This window comes from Rhizobium sp. KNZ14-9A, assembly GCF_056755015.1.
In genome coordinates, this window is sequence record NZ_JBPGXB010000002.1 from 2,015,241 (window position 1) to 2,042,161 (window position 26,921).

A 26,921-nucleotide genomic window follows, 5' to 3' on the forward strand; every position below is an offset into this window, starting at 1 on the left:
GCGTCCTGCTTAGACCAGCATGCCCATCGGATTTTCGATGTAGCCCTTGAAGGCCTGCAGCAGCTCAGCACCGAGAGCACCGTCAACGCAACGATGGTCAGTCGAGAGCGTCACGGTCATGACCGTCGCAATGGCCATTTCGCCGTTCTTGACGATGACGCGCTGCTCACCCGCGCCGACTGCGAGGATGGTCGCATGCGGCGGGTTGATGACGGCTGCGAAGTTCTTCACGCCCATCATGCCCATGTTGGAGACCGACGTCGTACCACCCTGATATTCCTCAGGCTTCAGCTTGCGATCTTTCGCGCGCTTGCCGAGATCGCGCATCTCGTTGGAGATGGTCGACAGCGTCTTCTCCTCTGCCTTTCGGACGATCGGGGTGATCAGGCCGCCAGGGATCGAGACAGCCACGCCGACATCGGCATGCTTGTGCTTGACCATGGCATTTTCGGTCCAGGAGACGTTGGCATCCGGAATGTCGCGCAGCGCCAAAGCCATGGCCTTGATGACCATGTCGTTGACCGAAAGCTTGTAGGCCGGAGCGCCGTCCCTGCGGGGAGCGGCGTCGTTCAGCTGGGCACGCAGCGCCATCAGCGCGTCGAGTTCGCAATCGACCGAAACGTAGAAGTGCGGAACGGTCTGCTTGGATTCGACGAGGCGACGGGCAATCGTCTTGCGCATGCCGTCATGCGGCACGAGCTCGTAGGAGCCCGGCTCGAAGAGCTTGAGCACGGCTTCATCCGAAGCGCCCTTCGGAGCGGCAGCGGCCGGAGCCGGTGCAGTAGCCTGCGGGGCAGCAACAGCAGCCGGAGCAGCCTTGGCGCCACCACCGGCAGCAGCAGCTTCGACATCACTCTTGACGACACGGCCATGCGGGCCGGTGCCGGCAACGGCGGAAATATCGATACCGGCTTCCTTGGCGAGACGGCGGGCAAGCGGCGACGAGAATGTGCGCGCGCCAGCCGAGGAGGCGGCAGCCGGGGCAGCGGCCGGAGCCACCGGTGCCGGAGCGGGTGCTGCCTCAGCCTTCGGTGCTTCGGCTGGTGCCGGAGCAGCAGCCTTCGGCGCCGGAGCGGCGGAGCCGGCACCGCTCGCGGCGGCGGCGACATCTTCGCCATCGGCGGCGAGAACGGCGATCAGGGCGTTGACCTTCACGCCTTCGCTGCCGGCCGGAACGACGAGCTTGGCAACAGTGCCTTCGTCGATGGCTTCGACTTCCATCGTCGCCTTGTCGGTTTCGATCTCGGCGATCACATCGCCGGACTTGACCTTATCGCCTTCCTTGACCAGCCACTTGGCCAGATTGCCTTCTTCCATGGTCGGAGAGAGGGCGGGCATCGTGATATTGATCGGCATCGAAAGGCCCTCCCCTTATTTGTAGCAAACGGCTTTCACCGCATCGACCACTTCGCCGACATTCGGAAGCGCGAGCTTCTCGAGATTGGCGGCGTAAGGCATCGGAACGTCCTTGCCGGCAATCGTCAGGACCGGCGCATCGAGGTAATCGAAGGCCTGCTGCATGACGCGGGTGGCGATTTCGGTGCCGACGGAGTTCTGCGGATAACCTTCTTCGACGGTGACCAGACGGCCTGTCTTCTTGACCAATTCGATCACGGTCGGAAGATCCATCGGGCGAAGCGTGCGCAGATCGATCAGTTCGACATCGATGCCGAGCTTTTCGAGTTCAGCAACCGCCTTCGTCGCATAGGTCATGCCGATGCCGAAGGAGACGACGGTGACATCCTTGCCCGGGCGGTGGATGCGGGCCTTGCCGATCGGCAGAACGAAATTATCGAGCTGCGGTACATCGAAATGCTGACCGTAGAGAATTTCGTTTTCGAGGAAGACGACCGGGTTCGGGTCACGGATCGCGGCCTTGAGCAGACCCTTGGCGTCGGATGCCGTGTAGGGCATGACAACCTTCAGGCCGGGGATCGCGCTATACCAGGCGGCGTAATCCTGGCTGTGCTGGGCGCCGACGCGGGCAGCAGCACCGTTCGGGCCGCGGAAAACGATCGGGGCACCCATCTGGCCGCCCGACATATAGAGCGTCTTGGCAGCCGAGTTGATGATCTGGTCGATCGCCTGCATGGCGAAGTTGAAGGTCATGAACTCGACGATCGGCTTCAGGCCGGCCATGGCAGCACCGACGCCGACGCCGGCGAAGCCGTGTTCGGTGATCGGCGTGTCGATAACGCGGCGAGCGCCGAATTCCTGCAGAAGACCCTGGGTGACCTTGTAGGCGCCCTGGTATTCGGCAACTTCCTCGCCCATGACGAAGACGTTGTCATCGGCGCGCATTTCTTCGGCCATGGCGTCACGAAGTGCTTCGCGCACCGTCATCGACACCATCTCGGTACCGGCGGGAATTTCCGGGTCGTTCGGCACAAAAGACTTGGGCTCGGCCGGTACCGGAGCAGCAGCTGCCGCCGGCTTTTCTTCCTGGGCAGCAGTCGCCGCGACGGCCGGAGCCGGCTGAGCGGCAGCCGGAGCGGCGGAAATCGCGTCGGCGGATTCGCCGTCCTGCAGCAGGATGGCGATCTTGGCATTCACCTTGACGTTTTCGGTGCCTGCCGGAACCAGCAACTTACCGATGACGCCTTCATCGACGGCTTCGACTTCCATCGTCGCCTTGTCGGTTTCGATTTCGGCAATCACGTCACCGGACGTGACCTTGTCGCCTTCATTCTTGAGCCACTTGGACAGCGTGCCTTCTTCCATCGTCGGAGAGAGGGCGGGCATGAGGATATCGATAGGCATGGGTTCCCTCCCCGATTAGAGCAGAATGTCGGTGTAGAGCTCGGATGCATCCGGCTCCGGATCGGCCTGGGCGAAATCGGCACTGTCGGCGACGATATCGCGGACTTCCTTGTCGATCGCCTTCAGATCGTCTTCGGTCGCCCAGCCCTTTTCCATCACGCGCAGGCGAACCTGCTCGATCGGGTCCTGCTCCGAGCGCATCTTCTGCACTTCTTCCTTGGTGCGGTACTTCGCCGGGTCCGACATGGAGTGGCCGCGGTAGCGATAGGTCAGCATTTCAAGGATGATCGGGCCCTTGCCCGAGCGGCAGTGCTCGAGCGCCTCATCGGCAGCAGCTTTGACGGCGCGAACGTCCATGCCGTCAACCTGGACGCCCGGGATACCGAAGCCCGAACCGCGAAGCGAATAGTTCGACTGAGCCGTCGCGCGAGCCGTCGACGTGCCCATGGCATAACGGTTGTTTTCGACGATGTAGATGATCGGCAGCTTCCAGAGAGCAGCCATGTTGAAGCTCTCGTAGACCTGACCCTGGTTGGCAGCACCGTCGCCGAAATAGGCAATCGAGACAGAGTTGTTGCCGCGATACCGGTTGGCGAAGGCGAGACCGGTGCCGAGCGACACCTGCGCGCCGACGATGCCGTGACCGCCGTAGAAATGCTTCTCCTTGGAGAACATGTGCATCGAACCGCCCTTCCCGTGGGAATAGCCGTTGCGACGCCCCGTCAGCTCAGCCATGACGCCGCGTGCTTCCATGCCGGTGGCCAGCATATGACCGTGGTCGCGATAGGCGGTGATGACCTGATCGCCTTCCTTCTGCGCCATCTGCATGCCGACAACGACAGCTTCCTGGCCGATGTAAAGGTGACAGAAACCACCGATGAAGCCCATGCCGTAAAGCTGGCCCGCCTTCTCCTCGAAACGGCGGATGAGCAGCATCTCGCGATAGGCCTTCAGCTCCTCGTCGCGATCGAAATCGGCGATAGGACCACCGTTCGATGCCTTGGCTGCGGATTTCGCACTGTTTTTGCGGCTGGAAACGGTCGCGGTTTTGCGCAACGCCATTCAACCCTCCCTATGGGTTTATCGGTTCTCAGGTGGCGCGTACCATAGGGAAGAAAAATGACCACAGCAATGCCATAATTGCATGGCTCATATTCGCAGGTAAATTATTGATAAATAACAGGAATTTTTGATTAACCAAAATTCGGTTAATTGCGGTAGTGATTGTAAATGACAATCTCATCCGCGCGCGACATGTTGAGCTGATATCGCGCTTTTTCGTCGAGCATATCCTTGTCCAGCGAGCCGTCACTCAGGAGCGCTACCTGCGCCTCCAGATGCTCACGCTTAACCTTCAGCACAGCCAATTCCTTCTCACGCGCGACACGCTGGCGCTCGAACGCCTCCGTCGCACGCAGACCATAGTCACCGTGAATGCAATGATAACCGAAATAGGAAAGGAAGGCGACCGTCATGGCCGGAATGACGAAGCGGCCAGTCTTTCTCTTCTTATGATGCTTTGTCCACATACACGCATGCTCTAACGCATTACCAATCGTTTCAATTTACCGCGCAGAGATTAACCGTTCGTTGACTCAAAGCCCATCACGGGCAAACTCAACAAAAAACCCGCGCCGGAGCGCGGGTTCCAAATGACTGATTTATCAGTTCGTATTAGCCGCGGATGATGGAGCGGCCGGCATACTGAGCCTGCGGGCCGAGACCTTCTTCGATGCGGATCAGCTGGTTGTATTTGGCAAGGCGATCCGATCGCGACAGCGAGCCGGTCTTGATCTGGCCGCAGTTGGTGGCAACTGCGAGATCGGCGATCGTGGAATCTTCCGTTTCGCCCGAGCGGTGCGACATCACGGCAGTGTAGGCCGCCTTGTGCGCGGTGTTGACGGCATCGAGCGTTTCCGTCAGCGAGCCGATCTGGTTGACCTTGACGAGGATCGAGTTGGCGACGCCCATGCGGATACCGTCGCGCAGGCGAGCCGAGTTGGTGACGAAAAGGTCATCGCCGACGAGCTGGCACTTCTTGCCGACGAGATCGGTCAGCGTCTTCCAGCCTTCCCAATCGTCTTCTGCCATGCCGTCTTCGACGGAAATGATCGGGTACTTGCCGACGAGTTCGGCGAGGTATTCGGCCATTGCGCCCGGTTCGAGCGTGCGGCCTTCGCCCTCCATCACATACTTGCCGTCCTTGAAGAATTCCGTCGAGGCGCAATCGAGGCCGAGATAGATGTCCTCGCCCGGCTTGTAGCCGGCTTTTTCAACCGACTTCATGATGAAGTCGAGGGCTTCCGGAGCGCTCTTCAGGCCCGGGGCAAAACCACCTTCGTCGCCGACATTGGTGTTGTGGCCCTGGGCGGCCAGTTCCTTGCGCAGCGTATGGAAGACTTCCGAGCCCATGCGGACGGCTTCACGGATCGAGTCTGCGCCAACCGGCAGGATCATGAATTCCTGGAAATCGATCGGGTTGTCGGCATGTGCGCCACCGTTGATGATGTTCATCATAGGAACCGGTAGCAGGCTGGCCGAAGCGCCACCAACATAACGGTATAGCGGCAGGCCGGAAGCCTCCGCGGCGGCCTTGGCAACAGCGAGCGAAACGCCGAGGATGGCGTTGGCCCCGAGGCGCGACTTGTTCGGCGTACCGTCGAGCTCGATCATGATCTTGTCGATCTGGATCTGGTTTTCAGCGTCGATGCCGCCGATGGCGTCGAAGATCTCGGTGTTGGCGGCTTCGACGGCCTTTTCGACACCCTTGCCGAGGTAGCGCTTGCCGCCGTCACGTAGTTCGACGGCTTCATGCGCGCCGGTCGAGGCACCCGAGGGAACAGCCGCACGGCCCATGCTGCCGTCTTCGAGATAGACATCGACTTCGACGGTGGGGTTACCACGGCTATCGAGAATCTCGCGGGCGATGATATCGGTAATTGCAGTCATGGTTTTTTCCTGCTCGGTGGGTGGATAAATCGTTTGAAACCGTCTTAATCGAAGGTGCGCAAATTACAATGCCGCAATTTTGCACGTTCGGGCAGCGCATCAGACGTGGCCTATAGCACAATCATGTCAGGGTTTTGAAGGGAACGGCAGTCGCCGGCCAGCATATCCCATCCATCGAAAGACGATAAACTGTTTATCCGGGCGGAATGTTGGCAAGCCACCATCGTTGGCAGCAACCCACGGCTGAAAATTCCCGCAACAGCCCCAATTTTGGACGGCTTCCCGCCCTTTGATTTCAGCCTTCGGTAACCATCCTGGTTTAATTTTGAAAGCTTGGGAGAGGCCCTCAAAAGTCGGTCGTTCCGGCCACTCAGGCAAATACGGAACGGCTGGAATGAACAGCTGCGGCCCCTCCAAAAACAACCAGTACGGGATTTTATCGACTTCTTGGCGGCATTTCATATGAGGCACCGATGAAACTCAATATTGCACGCAGCCTTGCCATTTTCGGTGCCGTTGTCATCCTCGGACTGGTGACCTCCATCGGCTTGCAGAATTACGCTTTCAACATGCTTCGCGTGAACGGACTGATGTATAAGCAGATCATCTATGGCAAGGATCTCGTCGCCGATATTCTCCCGCCGCCGCTCTATGTCATCGAACCCTACATGCTCGCGCTCGAAGCCGTCGAGCAGCCGGCCTCGGCAACGGCCAATATCGAACGCATCCGAACGGTTCTGAAGCCGGCTTATGAAGACCGCCGCAAATATTGGTCAGAAACGCCGCTCAGCGCCGATCTCAAGCGCAAACTTCTCGATGACGTTCTCGTCAGGGGCGACGCCTTCTGGCAAGTCATGGATGAGGAGGCGGTGCCTGCAATACTCAAGGGCGACAAGGCCGCCGTCGAACCGGCGCTCCTCAAGCTTGCGACGAATTTTCACGTTCACGAAAAGGCCGTGAACGAACTCGTGGCGATGGCGAACGCCTTCCAGGCGGATGCCGAAAAGCAGGCTGCCGAACAGACGGAACTGCTCTCCACCGCTACGCTATCTGCCGCCGCGCTTTCCTTCGTGCTCATCGTTGCCGGGCTCTACATGTTCCGCAGGCGCGCGATCGTGCCGCTATCGGCGATGCGCGACTACATGGCGGTCCTCGCGAGCGGCGACTATTCCCGCGAAGTTCCCTATGTCAGACGATCCGACGAAATCGGAGAAATGGCGCGCGCAGTCACGGTCTTTCGCGAATCGGCAGAAGAACGGAACGCCATCCGCGCGCACCAGGACGAGGAACGGCAGGCACAGATGCGCCGCAATGCCGAACTCGACGCATCGAAGAGCGTGGAGAATGCCACACGCCAGCGCGTCATCGAAAGCCTGAGTGCCGGCCTGGAGCGGCTTTCGCGCGGCGACCTGACCGTGCGTCTCAACGAGCAGTTCGCCAACACTTATGAGAAACTTCGCGAGACCTTCAATACCAGCATCATCATTCTTTCCGATGCCATGAAGGACATTTATGCCGCCACGAATACGGTCGGCGACAGTTCGCGCGAAATCGCGCTCAGCACCAATGATCTGGCACAGCGCACCGAGAACCAGGCCGCCTCGCTCGAACAGGCGGCTTCGGCACTGGATCAGATCACAGTCACGGTGAAGACCTCATCGGAGCGAGCCCAGGAAGCCAATGCGATGATGTCGGCAACGAAGGAGAGTGCGGCACGTTCCGCCGAGATTGTTTGCGAAGCGGTGACCGCCATGGAGAAGATCGAGGAATCAGCGGTCAGGATCGGCGATATTATCAACGCCATCGATGAGATCGCCTTTCAGACCAATCTTTTGGCGCTCAACGCGGGCGTCGAGGCAGCACGCGCCGGAGACGCAGGGAAAGGCTTTGCCGTCGTCGCCCAGGAAGTCCGCGAGCTCGCCGGCCGCTCCGCCAATCTCGCCAAGGAGATCAAGCTTCTCGTCGAGACGTCGTCGCGGCAGGTCTCCGCGGGCGTGGCACTTGTCAACCGCACCGGCGAGGCACTCGGCGATATCGACCGCCAGGTGCTGCAGGTGACGGCGCTGATCGAAGCGATCGTGCGCTCGTCTTCAGAACAGTCGGTCGCGCTCGTCGAGGTCAACGCTGCCGTCAACCGTATGGATCAGGTGACACAGCAGAATGCCGCGATGGCCGAGGAGACAAACGCCGCCTGCCAGGAACTCGGCAACGAGGCGTCCCATCTCGGGCGCATGCTCTCCCGCTTCGCACTGGAGGAAAGGCGCCCGTCCCGCGCGGCAGCCTGATGCTGCCTGTCGTTCAGGCGGCCTTGGCGATCGCGTCGAAGGCGAGAAGCTTCTCGAGAAGCCGCGGCATGTCCTTGAGATAGACCATGTTCGGCCCGTCGCAGGGCGCGTTATCCGGATCCTGATGGGTTTCGATAAAGACCCCGGCAACGCCGACGGCCACGGCAGCGCGCGCCAGCGTCTCCACGAACTGCCGCTCTCCGCCGGAGGTTTCCCCCTGCCCGCCGGGCTGCTGGACTGAATGCGTGGCGTCGAAAATAACGGGGGCGCCGGTTGCTGCCATGATCGGCAGGGAACGCATGTCGGAGACCAGCGTATTGTAACCAAAGGAAGCGCCGCGCTCGCACAGCAAGATGTTCGGATTGCCGCTCTGATTGAGCTTACCGAGCACGTTCTTCATGTCCCAGGGCGCCAGGAACTGGCCCTTCTTAACGTTGATAACGCGGCCGGTCTTTGCCGCAGCCACCAGGAGATCCGTCTGACGAGACAGGAAGGCCGGTATCTGCAGGATGTCGACAACCTTGCCCACTTCGGCGCACTGTTCTTCAGTGTGGATGTCGGTCAGAACCGGAATGCCGAGTTCCTTCTTGAGATCGGCAAAAACCTCAAGCCCCTTCTCAAGGCCGACACCGCGTTTGCTCGACAGGGAAGAGCGGTTCGCCTTGTCGAACGAGGTCTTATAGACGAGCCCGATGCCGAGCTTGGTGCACAGTTCCTTCAACGTGCCGGCAACCATGAACGCATGGTCGCGACTTTCCATTTCGCAAGCGCCAGCAATCAGCGACAGACGTGCAGCATTGGAGAAGGTGACCTTGCCGGCGCCTTCGCCGACCGTCACAACGGAGTTCGTAGTAGAGCTCATGATGTTTCCTCGAAAGCGAAGAGCACGCCCTGGCCGGGCGCGGGCTTCACCAGAATACGGTTGCCCTTGCGTGTGTAGGTCATCCCGTTAGCAGCCAAATGCGCTTCTGTCACGGCCAGATCGCCGACGGCAAAGAGGATCGCCCGACCGCGCAGGCCGCGATCGATATTCGGCGTCGCCAGATCGAAATAGGCCTCCAGCCCCTCCGGGGTCATCAGGCTGATCTTTGCGCTTCCGGTAAGCACCTCCAGCCCGAAACTCGTATCGCCAGCAGAAGCGGCTTTTGCCGCCGAGCCAACGAACTCGCCGAAGGCTGTCGGCTCGGGGGCTGCGAGCGCGATCTCGGCAATGCCCGTCACGCCGTTGGCGTGGGTCTCCAGCACCTTGCGATCGGTTGGAAGCGGATTGATGCGCTCGACGGCGAAGAGAAAGAAATCCGGCGCCCGGAGGTCGGCAGCGAAGGCAAGCCGGAAGCCGGCGATGCTCTCCGTGCCATCCGGCATTCTCACAGGGCGTTCGAACTGCAGCACAGAACCAGCGCAGATGCTGCCCTTCACGAATCGAGCATGTTCATGCTTTGCATCCGCGGTGGCGAAGGCGATGGCGGACAGTCCCTCGCTGCCGCAGCGGAAGCGGAAAGCCTGATTGCGGGCCGTGAATACATTGCCCTCACGTGCCGTCTCCTCGCTCTCCTCGACGCTCGCGACACCGAGCGGCTCAAGATAGGTTTTGTCGGCAAAGAAAACGCAGGCATTCTCCGTGCCGAAGGGATGGCGGGCATCGGGCGCGACGGTAAAGCCCAGCTTGCCCAGCCTTTCGCGGGCTAGGTCGATATCGGTAACCGGCAAAACGAGATGATCGATCGGAAGCGTGTCTTGGCTCATCGGTTCTTCTCCCAGCAGTGACAAGGAGATGTGCTTCAGCAAGCCTCGTGAAACAAGGCCAGACAGGCATAAGGGCGATAAAAATCAAATTCTCGACAGATTGAACAGAAGTTTTACGAAAATTTAGCTACTTGCGGAACACATATGGAACATATAGTGTCCGTTCTGGATTTGTTTCAAGACTGGGGAGACGCCATGCTCACGCGCAAACAACAGGAACTCCTTCTTTTCATTCATGAAAGGATGAAGGAGTCAGGCGTTCCACCGTCTTTCGACGAGATGAAGGACGCACTGGATCTGGCCTCGAAATCCGGTATTCACCGGCTGATCACGGCGCTCGAAGAACGCGGCTTCATTCGCCGGCTTCCGAACCGGGCGCGCGCGCTCGAAGTCATCAAACTGCCGGAAGCCTACAGCCCGAGCCTGCAGCCTCGGCGCGGCTTTTCACCGAGCGTCATCGAGGGCAGCCTCGGCAAGCCCCAGCCTGTGGCGCCTCCTGCCTCGGCGAAGCCCGCACCCGCTGCCGATAACGGCAATGCGGTCTCCGTTCCCGTCATGGGCCGCATCGCCGCCGGTGTTCCGATCTCGGCAATCCAGAACAATACGCATGACATCACCGTTCCCGCCGATATGCTTGGCTCCGGTGAACATTATGCGCTGGAAGTTCGCGGCGACTCGATGATCGAAGCCGGTATCTTCGATGGCGACACGGTCATCATCCGCAATGGCAGCACGGCCAATCCGGGTGATATCGTCGTCGCGCTCGTCGATGACGAGGAAGCAACGCTCAAGCGTTTCCGCCGCAAGGGCGCATCGATTGCGCTCGAGGCAGCAAACCCCGCTTATGAGACCCGCATTTTCCCGCCGGATCGCGTCAAGGTCCAGGGCAAGCTCGTCGGCCTCATTCGCCGCTATCACTGACCGGTGACAGATTGGCGTCTGCGAATGTGTTACTGCGCCAATCATAGGCGCGGTGGCGCATCCAGGGTCGTCCTAATGTGTCGAATGCGGTTGCGACCTCAATTCCCTTATCGGTGAATCGAAGTTCGACAGAACCTGTCTTGCGCAGCGTCTCGCCGGTAAAGAGCAGCGCGCCGGAGCGACAGCGGTCGACGCGCAATCGGACAGGGGTCACAACAATATCAGCCGTATCGCAAGCTGGCCCAAGATAGGCAGCATTGTCGATGACGGTCAGTTTCTTTCCATTGACGAGCAAAGTGGTGCACCAGGCGCCCTTCAGGCAGGAGAAGCGTGACGGCGGGCTAATGGCGACTGCCTGTCTCATTGCCTCTCTGGCTTCATTCTGTTGGTCGGGTGACAGTTGCAGTCTTTGACCATCAGGCGCAGTGGGCGCCTTGGCAGCTTGAAGCATAACTGGCTTCTGATGCTCTTCGACGGCAAGGGCCCTCTGCCATTGTTCGAAGATGAAGGCGGGCGGCTTTTCACGGTTCGAAGCCATCGCCTCTCCATCGACTATAGCGACCAGGCCGCCATCTTCGGAGATAGCGATATCGGGCATCGCCTCCGATGGAAGAAGAACAACAGCGAGCGTCGAGACCGCGACAATTGCCGTTCCCATGTGCCGCAGCCGGGTTCTGAGCAGGGTCAGCAGCAGAAATCCGAAAACGGCGGTCGGGAAATACCAGCCGGGCAAGCGGCCTACATCTATGTTGCCGCCCCACCCCGCTACTGCCTTTGCGATGGTGATCACCAGATCAAGCCCGAAGCCTGCCACCGGCCATAGCCAGCCGTCTAGACCAAACGGCATCAGCAGCATTGCCAGCATCCCGGCCGGCATGACGATGAAGGTGATGACCGGCATGGCCGCGAGATTTGCCGGCAGGCCATAGGCAGTCAGCCGGTGGAAATGCTCGATCGAAAACAGCGCCGTCGAGAAACCACCGATCAGCGACGTCAGGAAAACGCCACCGAAGAAGCCACCAACCATGAAGAAGGGCTTCATGATCGGCAGCTTGGCAAAGGCATTCTCCCGCATCGGCCGCCCTTTCCAAAGGTCGTATCCTGCGACCAGGGCAAGTGTTGCGGCGAACGACATCTGGAAGCTTGGTCCGAGCACTTCCGATGGCGAGACCGCGAGGATCATGAGAGCGGATAGCGCCACGTTTCTGAGGCTGATCGACGGCCGGTCGAAGAAGACGGCAACCAGCATAATCGCCATCATGATGAAGGCACGTTCGGCGGAGACGGCAAAACCCGAGATCAAATAGTAGGCCGTCACCGCAGCAAGCGCACCGGCCGCCGCGATCTTCTTGGTTGGCCACGCCTGGGCAATGCCGGGAAAAAGACTGAGAATGACGCGCAGCCCGACAAAGAAGATGCCACCGGAAAGCGCCATGTTGAGGCCGGAGATCGCGATGATATGCGCAAGGCCGGATTGCCGCAGCGCCTCCGTCGTTTCATCCGAGATCGCCCGTCTCTCGTCGGTGACAAGGGAGGCTGCAAAGGCGCCGGTGTCGCCGGGTAGCGTGGAGCGGATCCGATCGCCAATGCCGCTTCTCAGGCGGTAAAGCGACTCCAGAATGGCCTCACCGACCAAACTCGCTCGCTCCGGCTGTTCCGCAACCCTCTTCGGTGCTCCGTAGAAGAAGCCGTTGGCACCAATGCCGTTAAAATAGGCACTGAAGGCAAAATCATTGAGGTGGGGGAGCGCCGGTCCCGCCGGAGGCGTGAGACGCGCCCTGCCCTCGATGACGTCGCCAAGTTCGAACGGCTGGGTGGCCCCGCGGACCAGCACGGAGATGCGTTCGGGCGGACGCTTGATCTCAGGAGCATCCGTGCCGGTGACGTCAAGAATATAACGCCAGCGCCCTTGGCCATCGCCTTCTCGGCGTTCGATCCGGCCGGTCACCGTCGTCGTTACGGCTGAATTGAGGATCAGGGTCTTTGCCCGCCATGTTTCGATCTGCGCGGAGAGCATTCCACCGGCAAAAAGAAGTAGAGCAAGCAGCGTCGCCCGCAGTTTCGTCCGGGCATAACCGCAGGGTGCAACGGCAATAAGGAGAGCAAGCAGGCAGAGACCGAGCGACACGGCCGGAAAGTCCGAGGCCGCCAGAAACCAAGTCGCGGCACCTGCACCAAGGAAGACCGGAGAGAAGAGGATGAGGCGACCGTGGCCGGCCTCTTCGGTGGCCATACGCATCGACGACCCGACGTATCGGTTCGCAACAGTCACCAATCGCCATCGAAATGGGATCGCAACCTGGGTCCGAGCCGATTGCGTCACAATGGCGCGCGGGGCAATGCCAGCAAAATCCATCTTTTCATCAATGGATTGCTCTTGTCGTTCTCTTGTCTCTAACCCTGCCATAATCGCCTGGATCCGCCCCCGGATACCGGCAGAATGCAACCTGAAATCAAAACGAGCAAACAATAATCGATTGAAATAAGAGGAAAATTCGCGGGAGCAAAAAGTCCAGTCAAATCATGGTGTTCTGATATGCATTTAGCTCATCGCTGCACTGCCTAAAAGATGATGCCGCGATGCACAAAATGGCATCACGGTAACTTGGCATTAGCTTCGCGATCATATAGCTATCGCTTAGGACGCTTAACCCTTATGGCGCTTTTGCGGCGCCACCGCCACCCCGGAGGATCAGCATGACGGATCAAAGCGCTACAATCAAAATCGGTGACAAATCAGTCGATCTCGCCGTGCGAAAAGGCACGGTTGGACCCGACGTCATCGACATCGGTGCCCTCTACAAGAACACGGCTTCCTTCACCTACGATCCCGGGTTTACGTCGACTGCATCCTGTGAATCGAAGATCACCTATATCGACGGCGACGAAGGCGTTCTGCTGCATCGCGGCTACCCGATCGAGCAGCTTGCCGAGCATGGCGACTTCCTGGAAGCCTGCTACCTGCTGCTCTACGGCGAATTGCCGACCGCCGCCCAGAAGAAGGACTTCGACTACCGCGTCACGCACCACACCATGGTGCATGAGCAGATGAGCCGCTTCTTCACCGGCTTCCGTCGCGACGCCCATCCGATGGCCGTCATGTGCGGCTGCGTCGGCGCGCTTTCGGCCTTCTATCACAACTCCACCGATATCACCGATCCGCACCAGCGCATGGTCGCCAGCCTGCGCATGATCGCTAAGATGCCGACGCTCGCAGCGATGGCCTATAAGTACCATATCGGCCAGCCCTTCGTTTACCCGAAGAACGATCTAGACTACGCGTCCAACTTCCTGCGCATGTGCTTTGCTGTTCCCTGCGAGGAATATGTCGTCAATCCGGTGCTCGCACGCGCCATGGACCGTATCTTCATCCTCCATGCCGATCACGAGCAGAACGCCTCGACCTCGACGGTCCGTCTCGCCGGCTCCTCGGGTGCGAACCCGTTCGCCTGCATCGCCGCCGGCATCGCCTGCCTCTGGGGCCCCGCTCACGGCGGCGCCAACGAAGCAGCCCTCAACATGCTGACGGAAATCGGCACTGTCGACCGCATTCCGGAATATATCGCCCGCGCCAAGGATAAGAACGATCCGTTCCGCCTGATGGGCTTTGGTCACCGCGTCTACAAGAACTACGATCCGCGCGCCAAGATCATGCAGAAGACCACGCATGAAGTTCTCGGCGAACTCGGCATCAAGGACGATCCGCTTCTCGAAGTCGCCATGGAGCTGGAGCGCATCGCTCTGACCAACTCATACTTCATAGAGAAGAAGCTCTACCCGAACATCGACTTCTACTCCGGCATTACGCTGAAGGCCCTGGGCTTCCCCACGACCATGTTCACCGTGCTCTTCGCTCTGGCTCGTACCGTCGGCTGGATCGCACAGTGGAACGAAATGATCGAGGATCCGGAACAGCGCATCGGCCGTCCGCGCCAGCTCTATATCGGCGAACCTAAGCGCGACTACGTACCGGTTTCCAAGCGCTGAGCGCTGACTTCGAAGCAAAAAGAAAACCCGGTCAGGAGTGGCCGGGTTTTTTGTTGGTTAGAACATCGAGCAATATCTGTGCTGCATGCTCTCCAGGCGGCTTTTCTGTCTGCATGCGCTGCCAGATGAGCTCGTAGCCTTCCTTCATCGCCTTGAGCTGGTAGGTGTCGGCTGACAGCCTCTCCATCCAGCGCGCGAGGCTTGCGCCGCGAACGATATCGTTCAGATATTCCGGCACGACCGCGTAGTCGGCGATCAGATTGGGCAGTGCGCCGCTCCAGGTCTTGATGTCTGACGTCAGCATGCGCATGATCCAGTCGACCTTGTAAGCGGAAACGACGGGTACATCAGCCAGCGCCAGTTCCAGGATCACCGTGCCGGACGCTGCCATGGCCGCATCGGCTTCGGCGAAGGCCTTCCATTTCGCTTCGGCACCCACAACGATTTCCGGCTTTATCTTCCATCCCGCCGTCATTTCGCGCACAAACGCTTCCTTGTGCGGCACAGTCGGCAGCATGAAGCGTATCGGTCCATTGCGGGCGACGAATTCATTGGCGGCGGCTTCGAAATAAGGCAGAAGCTTCTTGATCTCGGAGGAGCGCGAGCCGGGAAGAAGCAGGATCGCACCGTTGCCGGGCTGCCGGCCAGCGCGCAGGCGCCGGGTCTCCAGGAGCGCTGCGTCCGCAACCAGACGGTGACCCACATAGGTTGTCGCCGGCCCGTTGAGACGCTGCATCACCGCTGGCTCGAAAGGAAGTACGGCCAGCACATGGTCGACATAGGCGAGCATGTGCTGGGCGCGATATTCCTTCCAGGCCCAGACACTGGGACAGACATAGTTGACGACTGGGAGGTCCGGCAGCGCCTTGCGCACGCGCTTGGCGACGCGATGGGTAAAGTCCGGGCTGTCGATGATGAGCAGGATATCGGGTTTGGACGCGATGATCGCCGCTACCGTCTGCCGGATGAGAGACCAGAGCTTCGGCAGCTTCGCCAGCACCTGGGTAATGCCCATGATGGAAAGCTCGGAGAAATCGAAGAGCGATTTCAATCCCTGGCTCTGCAACCCCTCACCGCCGACGCCGACGAGTTCGATCGGCCCAGAATGGATCCTCTTTAGCGCGGCAATGAGATCGGCACCTAAGAGATCGCCGGAGACTTCGCCGGCTATGACGGCAATCTTCAGCGGTCTGTCGCTCATTGAAGCCCCCATCCCGGCAAGCCCTTGTCGATACCACAGACAAAAAGACCGTTTTCGTCTGCCACTTTAATGAGTGCGGCGCGATCAAGCACCAGCGCCCGGCCGGCTTCGATGGCCACTCCTGCAAGCCCGGCGGCTTTGGCGTTGAGCACGGTGGACACACCAATCGCCGGCAGGTCGGCGCGAATATCCTGCTGCGGCTTACTGAGCTTGACCAGCACACCGCGCCGGCGCGGCGATATGCGGCCTGCTGCTCTGAGGTTCGCCACGCGGTCAAGCATGCCGTCCGTGCCCTCAACGCCCTCAACAGCGACGACGCGTCCGCCGATCGATACAGCGCCCTGCCCGATATCCAGACTGCCAAGCACATCCGCCGCCTTGCCTGCGCGCTCTATGTCACGACGATCCTCTTCATTGGGCGAAACAGCACCCAGCGGGCCTGCGGTTGCCAGCAGATCCGGTGCAATCTCATGGGCGCCTACGACACGCAGACCTCGCCCTTCTATCAGCTTGATGACCATCTTCAGAACGGTGTCGTCGCCCCCGGAAAGCAGCGTACGGATGGCGGCGGGTACCTTGGTCAGAATACGCAGCGTCGGCCGCACCTCGCGCCATTCCGGTCGCCGACGGACGCTGCCCGACATGACGACACGGCTCACTCCATACCGCTTGAAAAGCCGATCGAGCGAAGCGAAATCACCGATACCGATCGTGGCGTGGTCGAAACCGTCCCAACGACGGTCGCCCTCATCCTTCAGGATCACGATAACTGGATTTTCGCCGGCCGAACGCGCAGCTTCGGCGACATACGACGGCAGAAGGCCGCCGCCGGCAATGATCGCTAGCCGGCCTTCAGCGGTATCGCCAGCGGAAGCCACAGATCAGCCCTTCTGTCCCCGGCTCGGCGAAGACAACGCGCGATCGCTTTCGGCCGCGATGAAATCGAGGATCTCGACCACCTGCTCGCAATCGGCATATTCGTCGCGGATTTGGGCTGCATTCTCGCGGATCGAGCCGGCACCCTCGAAGATCGCCTTATAGGCACGGCGAACCGTGTGAATGACGGCGCGATCAACGCCGGCGCGCGTCATGCCGACGACGTTGAGGCCACTCAAAATGCCTGGATTGCCGTTCAGCATGCCGTAGGGAATGACATCGTAACTCACGGCCGAGAGACCGCCGACAAAGGCATATTTGCCAACTCGCGTGAACTGGTGCACTGCGGCGCCGCCGCTGATGATTGCGTGATCGCCAACCGAGACATGGCCAGCCAGCATGACATTATTCGACATGATGACATGGTTGCCGACGCGGCAATCATGGGCGACATGCGAATAGGCGAGAAAAAGGCTGTTGTCGCCGACTACCGTCGAACCGCCATGTTCGACGGTGCCGGTGTTCATCGTAACGCCCTCGCGGATCGTGCAGTTGCGCCCGATGATCAGCGACGTGTCGACGGCGCTGTGACGGGCGCTTTGCAAGTCGCCGCCGATGACGGCCGAAGGAAATATACGCGTACCGGCGCCGACGGTCGTCAGACCGAGAACCACGACGTGGCTGATCAGTTCGACATTATCGTGAAGCGTGACCTTGGGGCCAACATGGCAAAACGGGCCGACAACCACGCCTTCACCGACCGTGGCGCCGTCTTCGACCACGGCCATCGGATGGATTCTGGCGCTTTCGGCGATCATGCTCATGCGTTGTCCTTACGTACGATCATCGCGCCGATATCGGCCTCAGCGACGAGTGCACCGTCGACCTTCGCATCGCAATGGAATTTCCAGATATTGCCGCGCTGCTTGATTTTCTGCACGTGATATTCAACGCGGTCGCCCGGCACGACCGGCTTGCGGAAGCGGGCATTGTCGATCGTCATGAAGTAGACGAGGTTGCCGGTCTGGCCTTCCTTCTTGGCGCATATAGCGCCTGCCGTCTGTGCCATACCTTCGACCAGCAATACGCCCGGCATGATAGGCGCGTCAGGAAAATGGCCGGTAAAATGCGGTTCGTTGACCGTCACATTCTTGATGCCGACGGCGGCATTGTCGCCATCGATATTGACGATCTTGTCGACCATCAAAAACGGATAGCGGTGCGGCAGCAGCTTCATGATTTCCATGATGTCTGCCGAAGAAAGCGTGGCGGCTGTTGCTTCAGTCATTCTTGCCTCCCTTTTTTCCGCGAGCCCCTGATTTTGCCATGAGCTGTGCAACATATTTCAGATAGTCATTTAGAGGACGTGCCGGTATTCCGCCATAGCGGCCGCCAGCAGCAAGATCGGTCATGACACCGCTTTTTGCAGCGATCTGAGCGCCATCGCCAATGGTGATATGTCCCTTGAGGCCAACCTGTCCACCGATCTGCACACCATCGCCAATGATGGTGCTGCCGGCCATGCCGACCTGCGAAACGACGGCGCAATGGCGACCGATACGGACGTTGTGGCCGATCTGCACCTGATTGTCGATCTTGGTTCCCTCGCCGATGACAGTGTCGTCCATGGCACCGCGATCGATCGTCGTATTGGCGCCGATCTCGACATTGTCCTGAATGATCACCCGGCCAATCTGCACGATCTTGATCATCCCGCGCGGACCGGGCGCGTAACCGAACCCATCCTGACCGATGCGAGCGCCGTTGTGAATGATGACGCCATTGCCAAGGAGTGCGCACAGAATGCTCACACCAGTTGCGATGGAGCAATTGCGGCCAATCTTGACGTTGGGACCGATGATCGACTGAGCGCCGATGCGCGTGCCCTCGCCGATCTCCGCGCCGGGGCCGATGATCGCCATCGGCTCGACAATCACGCCCCTCTCAAGCCGCGCGGTCGGATCAACGACAGCGCTCGGCGCGATTTCCGTCTCGCCGGATGAAAACGTCACCGGCTTTAGCGCTGCGGGATAAAGATACCCGCCGGCCATTGCAAAGGCGGCATGCGGATTGGAGGAAATCACCACAGGAATATGCGGCGGCACCAGTTGAGCCAGTGCCTTGTCGCAAATCACGGCTGAAGCCTTGCAGGTCAGGAACTCGTCACGGTTACGGCGAGAGAGGATATAACAGATATCCCCTGCCTGCGCTCTGGCTATAGGAGAGACAGAGCGGATGATGACATCGCCATGATCGGAATTGGCAAGTTCTGCCCCAAGAAATTGCGCCAACTCAACAAGTTTCACGCCTTCATGGGGCAGAAAAAAAGTATTTTGCTCCATCGGCAAAACTCCAGAACGGAATTGAAATTTACAGTTCCGGACTGCCGATATCAGAATTGGTTGTTAATGCCAAACTTGAAGCGCTAAGTCTTGTCGAAGTCTTCCTTCACGACCGGGATCGCGTAGTCGACGCGGAGCGCGCCGAACGGCGACTGCCAGATCAGACCGACACCGACCGAAGCACGCAAGGACGAACCATCACCTTCTTCGGTATCCGCACCGAGAAGCTCGACGTCGTTGCCGAACAGCGTGCCGGCATCTGCGAAGACTGCGCCGCGCAGGTTGAAGTCACGCGGGAAGCCCGGCATCGGGAACGTCGCTTCGGCAGAAGCGGTGAAGTAAGTCGTACCACCGAGCGGATCGTCCGGGTTGGTGATGCGCGGGCCGATACCCTTGTTCTCGAAGCCGCGAATATCGGAATTGGTCAGCGTGAACTGATCGAAGACGTTCAGGTGGTCACCGAAGCCGACAACGTAACCCGCCGAAGCCGAGAGCGAACCGATGATATCAGCATCGTCAGCGAGCAGATGGTAGTAACGGGCCTTACCGTAGATCTTGTAGTACTGAGAGTCGCCGCCGAGGCCGGCGATTTCCTGTGTCGCAGTAGCGTAGATACCTTCACGCGGCAGGACGGTATCGTCGAGCGTATTGTAGGTCAGCGTCTGCGATATGGAGGACCGCGTCCACGGGCTTTCGTTGACCAGGTTTTGATAGGTAGCGGACAAATCGTCCAGACTGCTTCCGCTGGAATCGTACTTCATCTGCTTGTAATTATAGCGGAACGTCGTCGCCAGATCTTCGGTGATCGGCGCCGTTACGCGTAGAACACCGCTGGTTTCCTCGTAATCGTAGTTGTCGTTGCTCGACGTCTCACTGTGATTGACGTCGAAACCGGCAGCAAGGCGATAACCGAGGAAGTAAGGCTCGGTGAAGTTAATACCGTAAGCGCGCGAGCCTTCCTGACCGCCACCGGCCGAAACGCGGATATACTGGCCGCGGCCGAGGAAATTCTTTTCTTCGATCGAAGCTTCGAGCAACAGGCCGTCGCCGCCGGCCGCATAACCGGCACCGATACCGAACGAACCGGTCGACTGATCCTGTACGTCGACAACGATAACGACGCGATCAGGCGAGCTGCCCGGCTGGGTCGAAATGTTGACTGAGGAGAAGTAGCCGAGCGCTTCAAGACGGCGCTTTGCGCGGGTGATCATCTGCTGATTGAAGGCGTCGCCTTCGCTAAGATCGAACTCGCGGCGAATAACGTAATCGCGCGTGCGGCTGTTGCCGCGGATTTCGATACGCTCGACATAGGCGCGCTCGCCCTGGTCGACGAGGTATTCGACGCCGATCGTATTGTTGTTCAGATCGCGGTTGCCGCGCGGCGTGACGCGCGCGAAAGGATAACCGGCCGAAGCAACCTGATCCGAAATCGCCTCGATGGACTTCTGGACTTCTTTGGCGTTGTAGACCTGGCCTTCATGGGTTCTGACCAGCCCCTGCAGCTGCTGGGCATCGACACCTTCGACGGTCGACTGAACGCTGACCGCGCCGAAATCATAACGCGGGCCTTCTTCGATGTTGAAGGTCAGCGTGTACTTGTTCGTCGCTTCGTCGAAAGCGGCATCGGAAGAAACGATGCGCATGTCGGCATAACCGCGATTGTAATAGAACTGGCGCAGCGCGTCTTCATCAGCGTGCAGCTTGTCTTCGTTGTAGACGTCCTTGCGGGTCAGGAACGAGAGAAAGTTCGAACGCTTGGTCTGGATGACCGCGGCGAGACGGCCGGCACTGTAGGCCTGGTTGCCGACGAAATTGATGGCGTCGATCTTGGTGCGGTCGCCTTCATTGATGACGAAAGCGAGATTGACGCGGCCTTCGCCGAGCGGGACGACCTGCGTGGTCACTTCGACTTCGCTGCGGCCGGTAGCGGCATAGGCTTCCTTGATCGCCGCGATATCAGACTGGATCTGCGCATCGCTATAAGGACCAGCGGCATGCGTCTTGACGACAGCTGCCAGCTTGTCGTCCTTGACCTTGCGGTTGCCGTTGAAGACGACCTGATTGACGAGCTGCGCCTCCTGAACGTTGACGACGAGGGTGCTGCCGGAAACCGAAATCTTGACGTCAGAGAAGTAACCGGTGCCGTAAAGCTGCTTTACGGAGTCGTCGATATCGGTGTTGGAGAAGCTTTTGCCGGGAGTAATGGTGATGTTCGACCGGACGGCCTCAGCACCGACGCGGCTTGCACCGTGTACGTCGATCCGCTGAATGACGGCAGCTTCCGCAGCCGTAGCCGAAACGAAAGTCAAAGCACCTGCGCCAGAAGCAACAACACTAGCAGACAGCGCAATCGCCGATACTGCGTTCAAAAACCTTGAACCAGCCTTCATTTCACCCATTACCTTTTTTCCCTCGTCTCCGGCCCCAGGGGACCCCCCAATTCCGGCCACGTGTGTCGTTTTACCCGCTTTTGACATACAAGCAAGGGAGCTCGTTAATTTCTGTTTACTTCATTTCGAAGCGTGACCCATTCGCCACTACAGCTTTGAAACATCGTAAATAAACAGTAATTTTCCCTATCTTTTTACGCGCTAGCCAATGAGCGCGCTAATGTCATTCCAGGTGGCAAAAACCATTAATGTAAGCACCATGGCCAGGCCAATGCGAAACGCAATTTCCTGAGCCGAAGAACCCAGCGGTCTTCCCCTAACCGCTTCCACCGCATAGAACATCAGGTGGCCGCCATCAAGTACCGGAACCGGCATCAAATTCAGCAATCCAATCGAAACTGACAAAACCGCAGCAAGCTGCAGCAACGCGCCTATTCCAAGCGTAGCCATCTGGCCCGAAGCTTGCGCCACGCGGATCGGACCACCCAATTGGTCTGCTTTCATCGATCCATTGAGCAAATTGCCGATATATTTGAAGGTGCCCGTCACGATATGCCACGTCTGCGTCATGCCTTCATTCAGCGCCTGAAGCGGCGTATAGGTCTGCAGACGGAAGTGGCCAACCTCTTCGTTCGTGACGATCCCGATCAGGCCAACCTCGATCTTGTTGCCGAACTGGTCGGTGATATCGGTGCGCTGCGGCACCATCGGCAGGTCCATCTTCTCGCCGTTGCGCTCGATGGTCACGACGATGTTCTGGTTCGGACGGATGCTGACATAACGCCGCACGTCGTCGAAGGTCTGAACCTTGGTGCCATCGATTGAGACGAGCAGGTCGCCCGGCAGTACGCCGGCTGCCGCAGCAGCACTGTCCGGCTTCACTTCAGCGACTACGGGATCGGACACTGTACGGCCGTAGACCGCGAAAAGGACCGTGAAGATGGCAATAGCAAGGATGAAATTGGCGATCGGGCCGGCTGCAACGGTTGCGGCGCGCTTCCAGAGCTTTGCACCGGCGAAGGAACGTTCGCGCTCCTCATCCGTCATCGCGGCGAGCCTGTCCGTATCCGGCTTGCTGGACGCATCCTCATCGCCGAAGAAGCGAACATAGCCGCCGAGCGGGATCGCCGATATCTTCCAGCGCGTTCCGTGGCGATCGGTGAAACCGACAATCTCCGGGCCAAAGCCGACGGAGAAGGCGAGGATACGGATGCCGCTCCAGCGCCCGACCAAATAGTGGCCCATCTCATGCACGAAGACGAGCAGCGACAGGACGATGACGAAGGGGACGATATAGCCCGTCAAAAAACCGAATATGCCGGTCACCGCTTCCATGACTTCCTTCTTCTATCTGGCCGTAATGATCAAAGGCCGAACAATGCCGCACCGAGCGACGTTGTTCCGCCGCCCTTTATCAGCGAAAAAAGGCCAGCAAGCAAGAACGCTGAAAAACAGGCAAAAATCAGTCCATCGACACGATCCATGACGCCGCCATGCCCCGGAATGAGACGGCTGGAGTCCTTCACGCCGAATTTTCGCTTGATGAAGCTTTCGAAAAGATCGCCTGACTGGCTGAAGACGGACAGGACGAGCGCGATCACCGCGGCACGATCCAGGGCTTCCGGAATCAAAAAATGGACAATGACGGCTCCGGCGATGACGGCTGAAATGGCGCCACCGACTGCGCCCGACCAGGTCTTGCCGGGCGATATGCGCGGAGCAAGCTTTGGACCGCCAAGCGCGCGCCCAACGAAATAGGCGAGAATATCGGTCGCCCAGACCACGGCGAAGATGAAGAGCATCGCGTAGAGGCCAAGCGTTTCATCGCCGCGGATCGCCGCAAGCGCCAATCCGGTGCCGCCGGCATATAAAAGCCCCGGAGCGAACCAGCGGCTGGCACGATGCAGGAAGATCATGGCAATGCCGACCGCAGTCAGGGCAATCAGCATTCCGAACGCATATTCGAACGCACCCGCCAGAACGAGCAGGGCGACCAGCACCTCGCCCACCCAGCCGAGCACGTTGGTCACCGGGTCGCGCACGATCCCTGTGATCGTCGACCATTCGTAATAGATCAGAAGCGCGATCGCCGCCGCCACGGTGCGGAAGATAAAGCCGCCATACCACGTGGCGGCAAGAACGATGATTGCGAGAATCAGGCCTGAAACAATGCGGAGCTTCAGTTCCTGCTTCATCAGGTGTTCACTGCAGCAGCCTGCGCGGAAAGACCGCCGAAGCGGCGATCGCGCGAGGCAAACTTCTCGAGTGCCGACAGGAAAAGCTCGCGGCTGAAATCCGGCCAGTATTCCGGCAGGAAGACAAATTCCGAATAGGCGGCCTGCCACAACAGGAAATTGGACAGCCGCTCTTCACCGCTGGTGCGGATGATGAGATCAGGGTCGGGGATGCCGGCTGTATCGAGCCGGGCGTCGATCAGCGCAGGGGTGATATCCTGCGATCTGAGGCGCCCCTCCTCCACATCCTTGGCGAGGCTCATCATGGCGCGGGCGATCTCATCGCGAGAACCATAGTTGAAGGCGATGACGAGTGTCAGCGCCGTATTGGCCTTGGTCGTCTCCTCGGCTTCCAGCAGAAGCTTGAGGATATCGCTGCGCAAGTTGACGCGGTCGCCGATCACCCTGATGCGCACATTCTGCCGATGAAGCTCGGCGAGATCGCTACGGATGAAAGCCTTCAGCAGGCCGAGAAGATCAGTGACCTCAGCCTCTGGGCGACGCCAGTTCTCCGAGGAGAAGGCAAAGAGCGTCAGGTATTTGATGCCAAGATCGCCGGCAGTACGCACGGTCTGGCGAACGGTCTCGACCGCCCTGCGGTGTCCCATCGTCCGCGGCAGGCCGCGCTGCTTTGCCCAACGACCGTTGCCATCCATGATGATGGCAACATGTTCTGGCGCAGTCAAAAATGAGGTTTCCGACATTTTCCGTCCGGTCTTTCTTGGCAAGGACGCAAGTATACTAGACCTGCATGATTTCCTTTTCTTTCTCGCCAAGCAAGCGGTCGATTTCCAAAATCGTCTCGTCCGTCATTTTCTGAACGCGTTCCGACTGTGCCCGGCTTTCGTCCTGGCCGATTACGCCATCCTTTTCGGCTTTCTTAAGGCCGTCCATGCCGTCTCGGCGAACATGGCGAATCGCAACCTTGCTCTTTTCGGCATAGTCATGGGCGACCTTGACGAGAGACTTGCGGCGCTCTTCGTTGAGTTCCGGCAGCGGAATGCGAAGGTTCTGGCCGTCGACGATCGGGTTCAGGCCGAGATTCAATTCGCGAATCGAACGATCCACGGCGCCGACCATGCTCTTGTCCCAGACGGATACGGTCAACATGCGCGGCTCCGGAACAGTGATGTTGGCGACCTGGTTCAGCGGCATGCGCGAACCATAGGCTTCAACCGTCACCGGGTCGAGAATGTTGGCCGAAGCGCGGCCCGTACGCAGCGATGCAATGTCGCTCTTGAACGCGGAAATGGCACCATCCATGCGGCGCTTCAGTTCCTTGATATCGATACCTTCACTCATGTCTATGCTCCCGTATCAGAAGATTTGCGCCGGCAACCGCGCAGCTCCCTATCAGTTGTCGGATACGATGGTCTTGAGACCACCACCCGTCAAGATTTCAGCGAAACGTCCCTTCTCGTGGATCGAGAAAACAACGATCGGAATGGAATTCTCGCGTGCGAGCGCAACAGCGGCGACGTCCATAACGGCGAGGCCCCGGTCGAGAACCTCCTTGTGGGTCAGATGGTCGAAACGCGTCGCCTCCGGATCTTTCTTCGGATCGGCGGTATAGATGCCGTCTACCTGTGTACCCTTGAAGATCGCCTGGGCACCCATTTCGGCAGCGCGCAGCGCTGCAGCAGAATCGGTGGTGAAGAAGGGATTGCCGGTTCCGCCGGCAAAGATCACCACCCTGCCGAGCGACAGGTGATACAGCGTGGCGCGCTGAGAGAAACTTTCGCAGATTTCCGGCATGGAAATGGCCGACAGAACCACCGTGTCAATGTTGAGCTTGCGCAGCGAGGTTGCGAGCGCGAGCGCATTGATGACGGTGCCGAGCATGCCCATGTGGTCGCCGGTGACGCGGTCGCCGCCCTTGGACGCAACCGCCACGCCGCGGAAAATGTTACCGCCGCCAATGACGACGCCGACCTCGACGCCCATCTGCCGTGCATCGGCAATGTCGGACGCGATGCGGTCCGCCACCGCAACGTCGATCCCGAAGCCTTGGCTTCCCATCATGGCTTCCCCGGAAGCCTTGAGTAGAACACGTTTATAGATTGGTTCCGACGTCATGTTGGCTCCTCGTATATTGCCGCAATTGCCCGATACACGAAGGGCACCGCGTTGTCACGCGATGCCCTTCGGTTTTCCCAAATATGGCAGCAAGATCAGCCCTTGGCGACAGCGGCGACTTCGGCTGCAAAGTCAGTTTCTTCCTTCTCGACACCTTCGCCGAGGAGCAGACGAGCCATACCGACGACTTCGATCGGGGCGCCGGCTTCCTTTTCGGCTGCTTTGATCGCAGCGCCGACCGTCAGGTCCGGGTTGATAACGAAAGACTGCGAGAGAAGAGCCACTTCCTCGAAGAACTTGCGCATGCGGCCTTCGACCATCTTCTCGATGATGGCTTCCGGCTTGCCGGATTCGCGGGACTGCTCGATGAAGACGTTGCGTTCGCGCTCGGCGACTGCGGCATCGACTTCTTCGGCGCGGATCGCCAGCGGGTTGGTAGCAGCAATATGCATGGCAACCTGGCGGCCGATCGACGTCAGAACGGCCTTGTCGCCGACCGACTTCAGAGCAACGAGAACGCCGAGCTTGCCGATGCCGTCGCCGGCAGCGTTGTGGATGTAGGTCGCGACAACGCCGTGCTCGACTTCCAGCTTGGCCGCACGACGAAGCGTCATGTTCTCGCCGATGGTCGCGATTGCTTCCTTGACGGTGTCGGCGACCGGCTTGCCGGATGCCGGATAGGTCGCAGCCGAAATGGCTTCGACCGTACCGTCCGTGGACAGCGCAACTTCGGCGATGCCGCGTGCGAGATCCTGGAAGGCATCGTTACGGGCAACGAAGTCGGTTTCGGAATTGAGTTCGATGACAACGGCCTTGTGACCGGCGCCGGCGATGGCGACCAGACCTTCAGCAGCGGCGCGGCCCGACTTCTTGTCGGCCTTGGAGATGCCCTTGGCGCGCAGCCAGTCGATCGCGGCTTCGATGTCGCCGTTGGTCTCGGTCAATGCCTTCTTGCAGTCCATCATGCCTGCGCCGGACTTTTCGCGCAGTTCCTTCACCAGTGCAGCCGTAATCTCGGTCATAAGTTTCCTCTTGTCGGTTCAAGCGGTGCCCGCAGTTTGCGGCGCGGCACCGGATTGAGGCACGAAATGTACCTGTATGTATGACAGCGTTATGAAGACGCGTCACAACAGAATTCATTGAGGCAAAAGCAG

24 protein-coding genes are annotated in these 26,921 nt (G+C 59.3%); 3 read left to right on the forward strand and 21 right to left on the reverse strand.

Annotation, left to right across the window (positions count from 1 at the left end):
- Positions 1–9 precede the first annotated feature (9 nt).
- The 6 genes from ACR9ZQ_RS16485 to ACR9ZQ_RS16510 form a co-directional block, all read right to left on the reverse strand.
- Entirely contained in the window at positions 10–1,356 is a 1,347-nt protein-coding gene (locus tag ACR9ZQ_RS16485; protein WP_481428316.1) for a pyruvate dehydrogenase complex dihydrolipoamide acetyltransferase, read from the reverse strand.
- A gap of 15 nt (positions 1,357–1,371) precedes the next feature.
- Positions 1,372–2,760, reverse strand: a complete 1,389-nt coding sequence (locus tag ACR9ZQ_RS16490) for a pyruvate dehydrogenase complex E1 component subunit beta (RefSeq protein WP_481428317.1) — start codon at positions 2,758–2,760, stop codon at positions 1,372–1,374.
- 15 nt (positions 2,761–2,775) lie between these two features.
- Complete coding sequence (gene pdhA / locus ACR9ZQ_RS16495; RefSeq protein ID WP_113322839.1) at positions 2,776–3,822, reverse strand: pyruvate dehydrogenase (acetyl-transferring) E1 component subunit alpha; 1,047 nt, start codon at positions 3,820–3,822, stop codon at positions 2,776–2,778.
- Between the two features lie 146 nt (positions 3,823–3,968).
- Complete coding sequence (locus ACR9ZQ_RS16500; protein WP_007822443.1) at positions 3,969–4,289, reverse strand: FtsB family cell division protein; 321 nt, start codon at positions 4,287–4,289, stop codon at positions 3,969–3,971.
- A gap of 145 nt (positions 4,290–4,434) precedes the next feature.
- Positions 4,435–5,709, reverse strand: a complete 1,275-nt coding sequence (gene eno / locus ACR9ZQ_RS16505) for a phosphopyruvate hydratase (protein ID WP_037106212.1) — start codon at positions 5,707–5,709, stop codon at positions 4,435–4,437.
- Between the two features lie 126 nt (positions 5,710–5,835).
- Positions 5,836–6,171, reverse strand: coding sequence for a hypothetical protein (locus ACR9ZQ_RS16510; RefSeq protein WP_481428318.1), 336 nt, complete (start codon positions 6,169–6,171; stop codon positions 5,836–5,838).
- 11 nt (positions 6,172–6,182) lie between these two features.
- Between ACR9ZQ_RS16510 and ACR9ZQ_RS16515 the strand changes: the two genes are divergently transcribed.
- The gene (locus ACR9ZQ_RS16515) at positions 6,183–7,994 is read left to right on the forward strand and encodes a methyl-accepting chemotaxis protein (RefSeq protein ID WP_481428319.1); all 1,812 of its coding nucleotides are present in this window, start codon (positions 6,183–6,185) and stop codon (positions 7,992–7,994) included.
- Between the two features lie 13 nt (positions 7,995–8,007).
- Here ACR9ZQ_RS16515 and kdsA read toward each other — a convergent pair whose 3' ends face one another.
- On the reverse strand, positions 8,008–8,856 hold the full coding sequence (gene kdsA / locus ACR9ZQ_RS16520; RefSeq protein WP_007822434.1) for a 3-deoxy-8-phosphooctulonate synthase: 849 nt from the start codon (positions 8,854–8,856) through the stop codon (positions 8,008–8,010).
- Positions 8,853–9,740 (reverse strand): VOC family protein, encoded by an 888-nt coding sequence (locus ACR9ZQ_RS16525; RefSeq protein ID WP_481428320.1) that lies wholly within the window; start codon positions 9,738–9,740, stop codon positions 8,853–8,855. The genes kdsA and ACR9ZQ_RS16525 overlap by 4 nt, the downstream gene beginning before the upstream one ends.
- A 195-nt stretch (positions 9,741–9,935) precedes the next feature.
- Between ACR9ZQ_RS16525 and lexA the strand changes: the two genes are divergently transcribed.
- Positions 9,936–10,661: a transcriptional repressor LexA gene (lexA, locus tag ACR9ZQ_RS16530; RefSeq protein ID WP_007822432.1), complete on the forward strand. Its 726-nt coding sequence runs from the start codon at positions 9,936–9,938 to the stop codon at positions 10,659–10,661.
- Here the strand turns inward: lexA and ACR9ZQ_RS16535 are convergent.
- The gene (locus ACR9ZQ_RS16535; RefSeq protein ID WP_481428321.1) at positions 10,642–13,068 is read right to left on the reverse strand and encodes a ComEC/Rec2 family competence protein; all 2,427 of its coding nucleotides are present in this window, start codon (positions 13,066–13,068) and stop codon (positions 10,642–10,644) included. The two genes, lexA and ACR9ZQ_RS16535, sit on opposite strands and share 20 nt — an antisense overlap.
- A 290-nt stretch (positions 13,069–13,358) precedes the next feature.
- On the opposite strand from ACR9ZQ_RS16535, the gene gltA reads away from it, so the two are divergent.
- Complete coding sequence (gltA, locus tag ACR9ZQ_RS16540) at positions 13,359–14,648, forward strand: citrate synthase (protein WP_481428322.1); 1,290 nt, start codon at positions 13,359–13,361, stop codon at positions 14,646–14,648.
- Between the two features lie 31 nt (positions 14,649–14,679).
- Here gltA and lpxB read toward each other — a convergent pair whose 3' ends face one another.
- The 12 genes from lpxB to tsf all read right to left on the reverse strand — a co-directional run bounded on the left by lpxB (position 14,680) and on the right by tsf (position 26,789).
- Complete coding sequence (gene lpxB, locus ACR9ZQ_RS16545; RefSeq protein WP_481428323.1) at positions 14,680–15,849, reverse strand: lipid-A-disaccharide synthase; 1,170 nt, start codon at positions 15,847–15,849, stop codon at positions 14,680–14,682.
- Positions 15,846–16,727: an LpxI family protein gene (locus tag ACR9ZQ_RS16550; RefSeq protein WP_310389505.1), complete on the reverse strand. Its 882-nt coding sequence runs from the start codon at positions 16,725–16,727 to the stop codon at positions 15,846–15,848. Before ACR9ZQ_RS16550 ends, lpxB begins: the two co-directional genes overlap by 4 nt.
- A 3-nt stretch (positions 16,728–16,730) precedes the next feature.
- On the reverse strand, positions 16,731–17,549 hold the full coding sequence (gene lpxA, locus ACR9ZQ_RS16555) for an acyl-ACP--UDP-N-acetylglucosamine O-acyltransferase (RefSeq protein ID WP_481428324.1): 819 nt from the start codon (positions 17,547–17,549) through the stop codon (positions 16,731–16,733).
- Complete coding sequence (fabZ, locus tag ACR9ZQ_RS16560; RefSeq protein WP_037106230.1) at positions 17,546–18,013, reverse strand: 3-hydroxyacyl-ACP dehydratase FabZ; 468 nt, start codon at positions 18,011–18,013, stop codon at positions 17,546–17,548. The genes lpxA and fabZ overlap by 4 nt, the downstream gene beginning before the upstream one ends.
- Complete coding sequence (gene lpxD / locus ACR9ZQ_RS16565; protein WP_310389501.1) at positions 18,006–19,067, reverse strand: UDP-3-O-(3-hydroxymyristoyl)glucosamine N-acyltransferase; 1,062 nt, start codon at positions 19,065–19,067, stop codon at positions 18,006–18,008. Before lpxD ends, fabZ begins: the two co-directional genes overlap by 8 nt.
- Positions 19,068–19,150: 83 nt before the next feature.
- The gene (gene bamA / locus ACR9ZQ_RS16570) at positions 19,151–21,457 is read right to left on the reverse strand and encodes an outer membrane protein assembly factor BamA (protein ID WP_481429330.1); all 2,307 of its coding nucleotides are present in this window, start codon (positions 21,455–21,457) and stop codon (positions 19,151–19,153) included.
- A 201-nt stretch (positions 21,458–21,658) separates the two neighbouring features.
- A complete protein-coding gene (rseP, locus tag ACR9ZQ_RS16575) occupies positions 21,659–22,792 on the reverse strand; it encodes an RIP metalloprotease RseP (RefSeq protein ID WP_481428325.1) in 1,134 nt (377 codons plus the stop codon).
- Between the two features lie 29 nt (positions 22,793–22,821).
- Positions 22,822–23,652 carry a phosphatidate cytidylyltransferase gene (locus tag ACR9ZQ_RS16580; RefSeq protein ID WP_481428326.1) on the reverse strand — a complete coding sequence of 277 codons (831 nt, stop codon included), beginning with the start codon at positions 23,650–23,652 and terminating at the stop codon, positions 22,822–22,824.
- Positions 23,652–24,395 (reverse strand): isoprenyl transferase, encoded by a 744-nt coding sequence (locus ACR9ZQ_RS16585; RefSeq protein WP_029869054.1) that lies wholly within the window; start codon positions 24,393–24,395, stop codon positions 23,652–23,654. The genes ACR9ZQ_RS16580 and ACR9ZQ_RS16585 overlap by 1 nt, the downstream gene beginning before the upstream one ends.
- A 37-nt stretch (positions 24,396–24,432) precedes the next feature.
- On the reverse strand, positions 24,433–24,993 hold the full coding sequence (frr, locus tag ACR9ZQ_RS16590; protein WP_481428327.1) for a ribosome recycling factor: 561 nt from the start codon (positions 24,991–24,993) through the stop codon (positions 24,433–24,435).
- Between the two features lie 51 nt (positions 24,994–25,044).
- Positions 25,045–25,767, reverse strand: a complete 723-nt coding sequence (pyrH, locus tag ACR9ZQ_RS16595; RefSeq protein WP_007822401.1) for a UMP kinase — start codon at positions 25,765–25,767, stop codon at positions 25,045–25,047.
- Between the two features lie 95 nt (positions 25,768–25,862).
- Positions 25,863–26,789, reverse strand: coding sequence for a translation elongation factor Ts (gene tsf / locus ACR9ZQ_RS16600; protein ID WP_113322811.1), 927 nt, complete (start codon positions 26,787–26,789; stop codon positions 25,863–25,865).
- Positions 26,790–26,921: the final 132 nt, after the last annotated feature.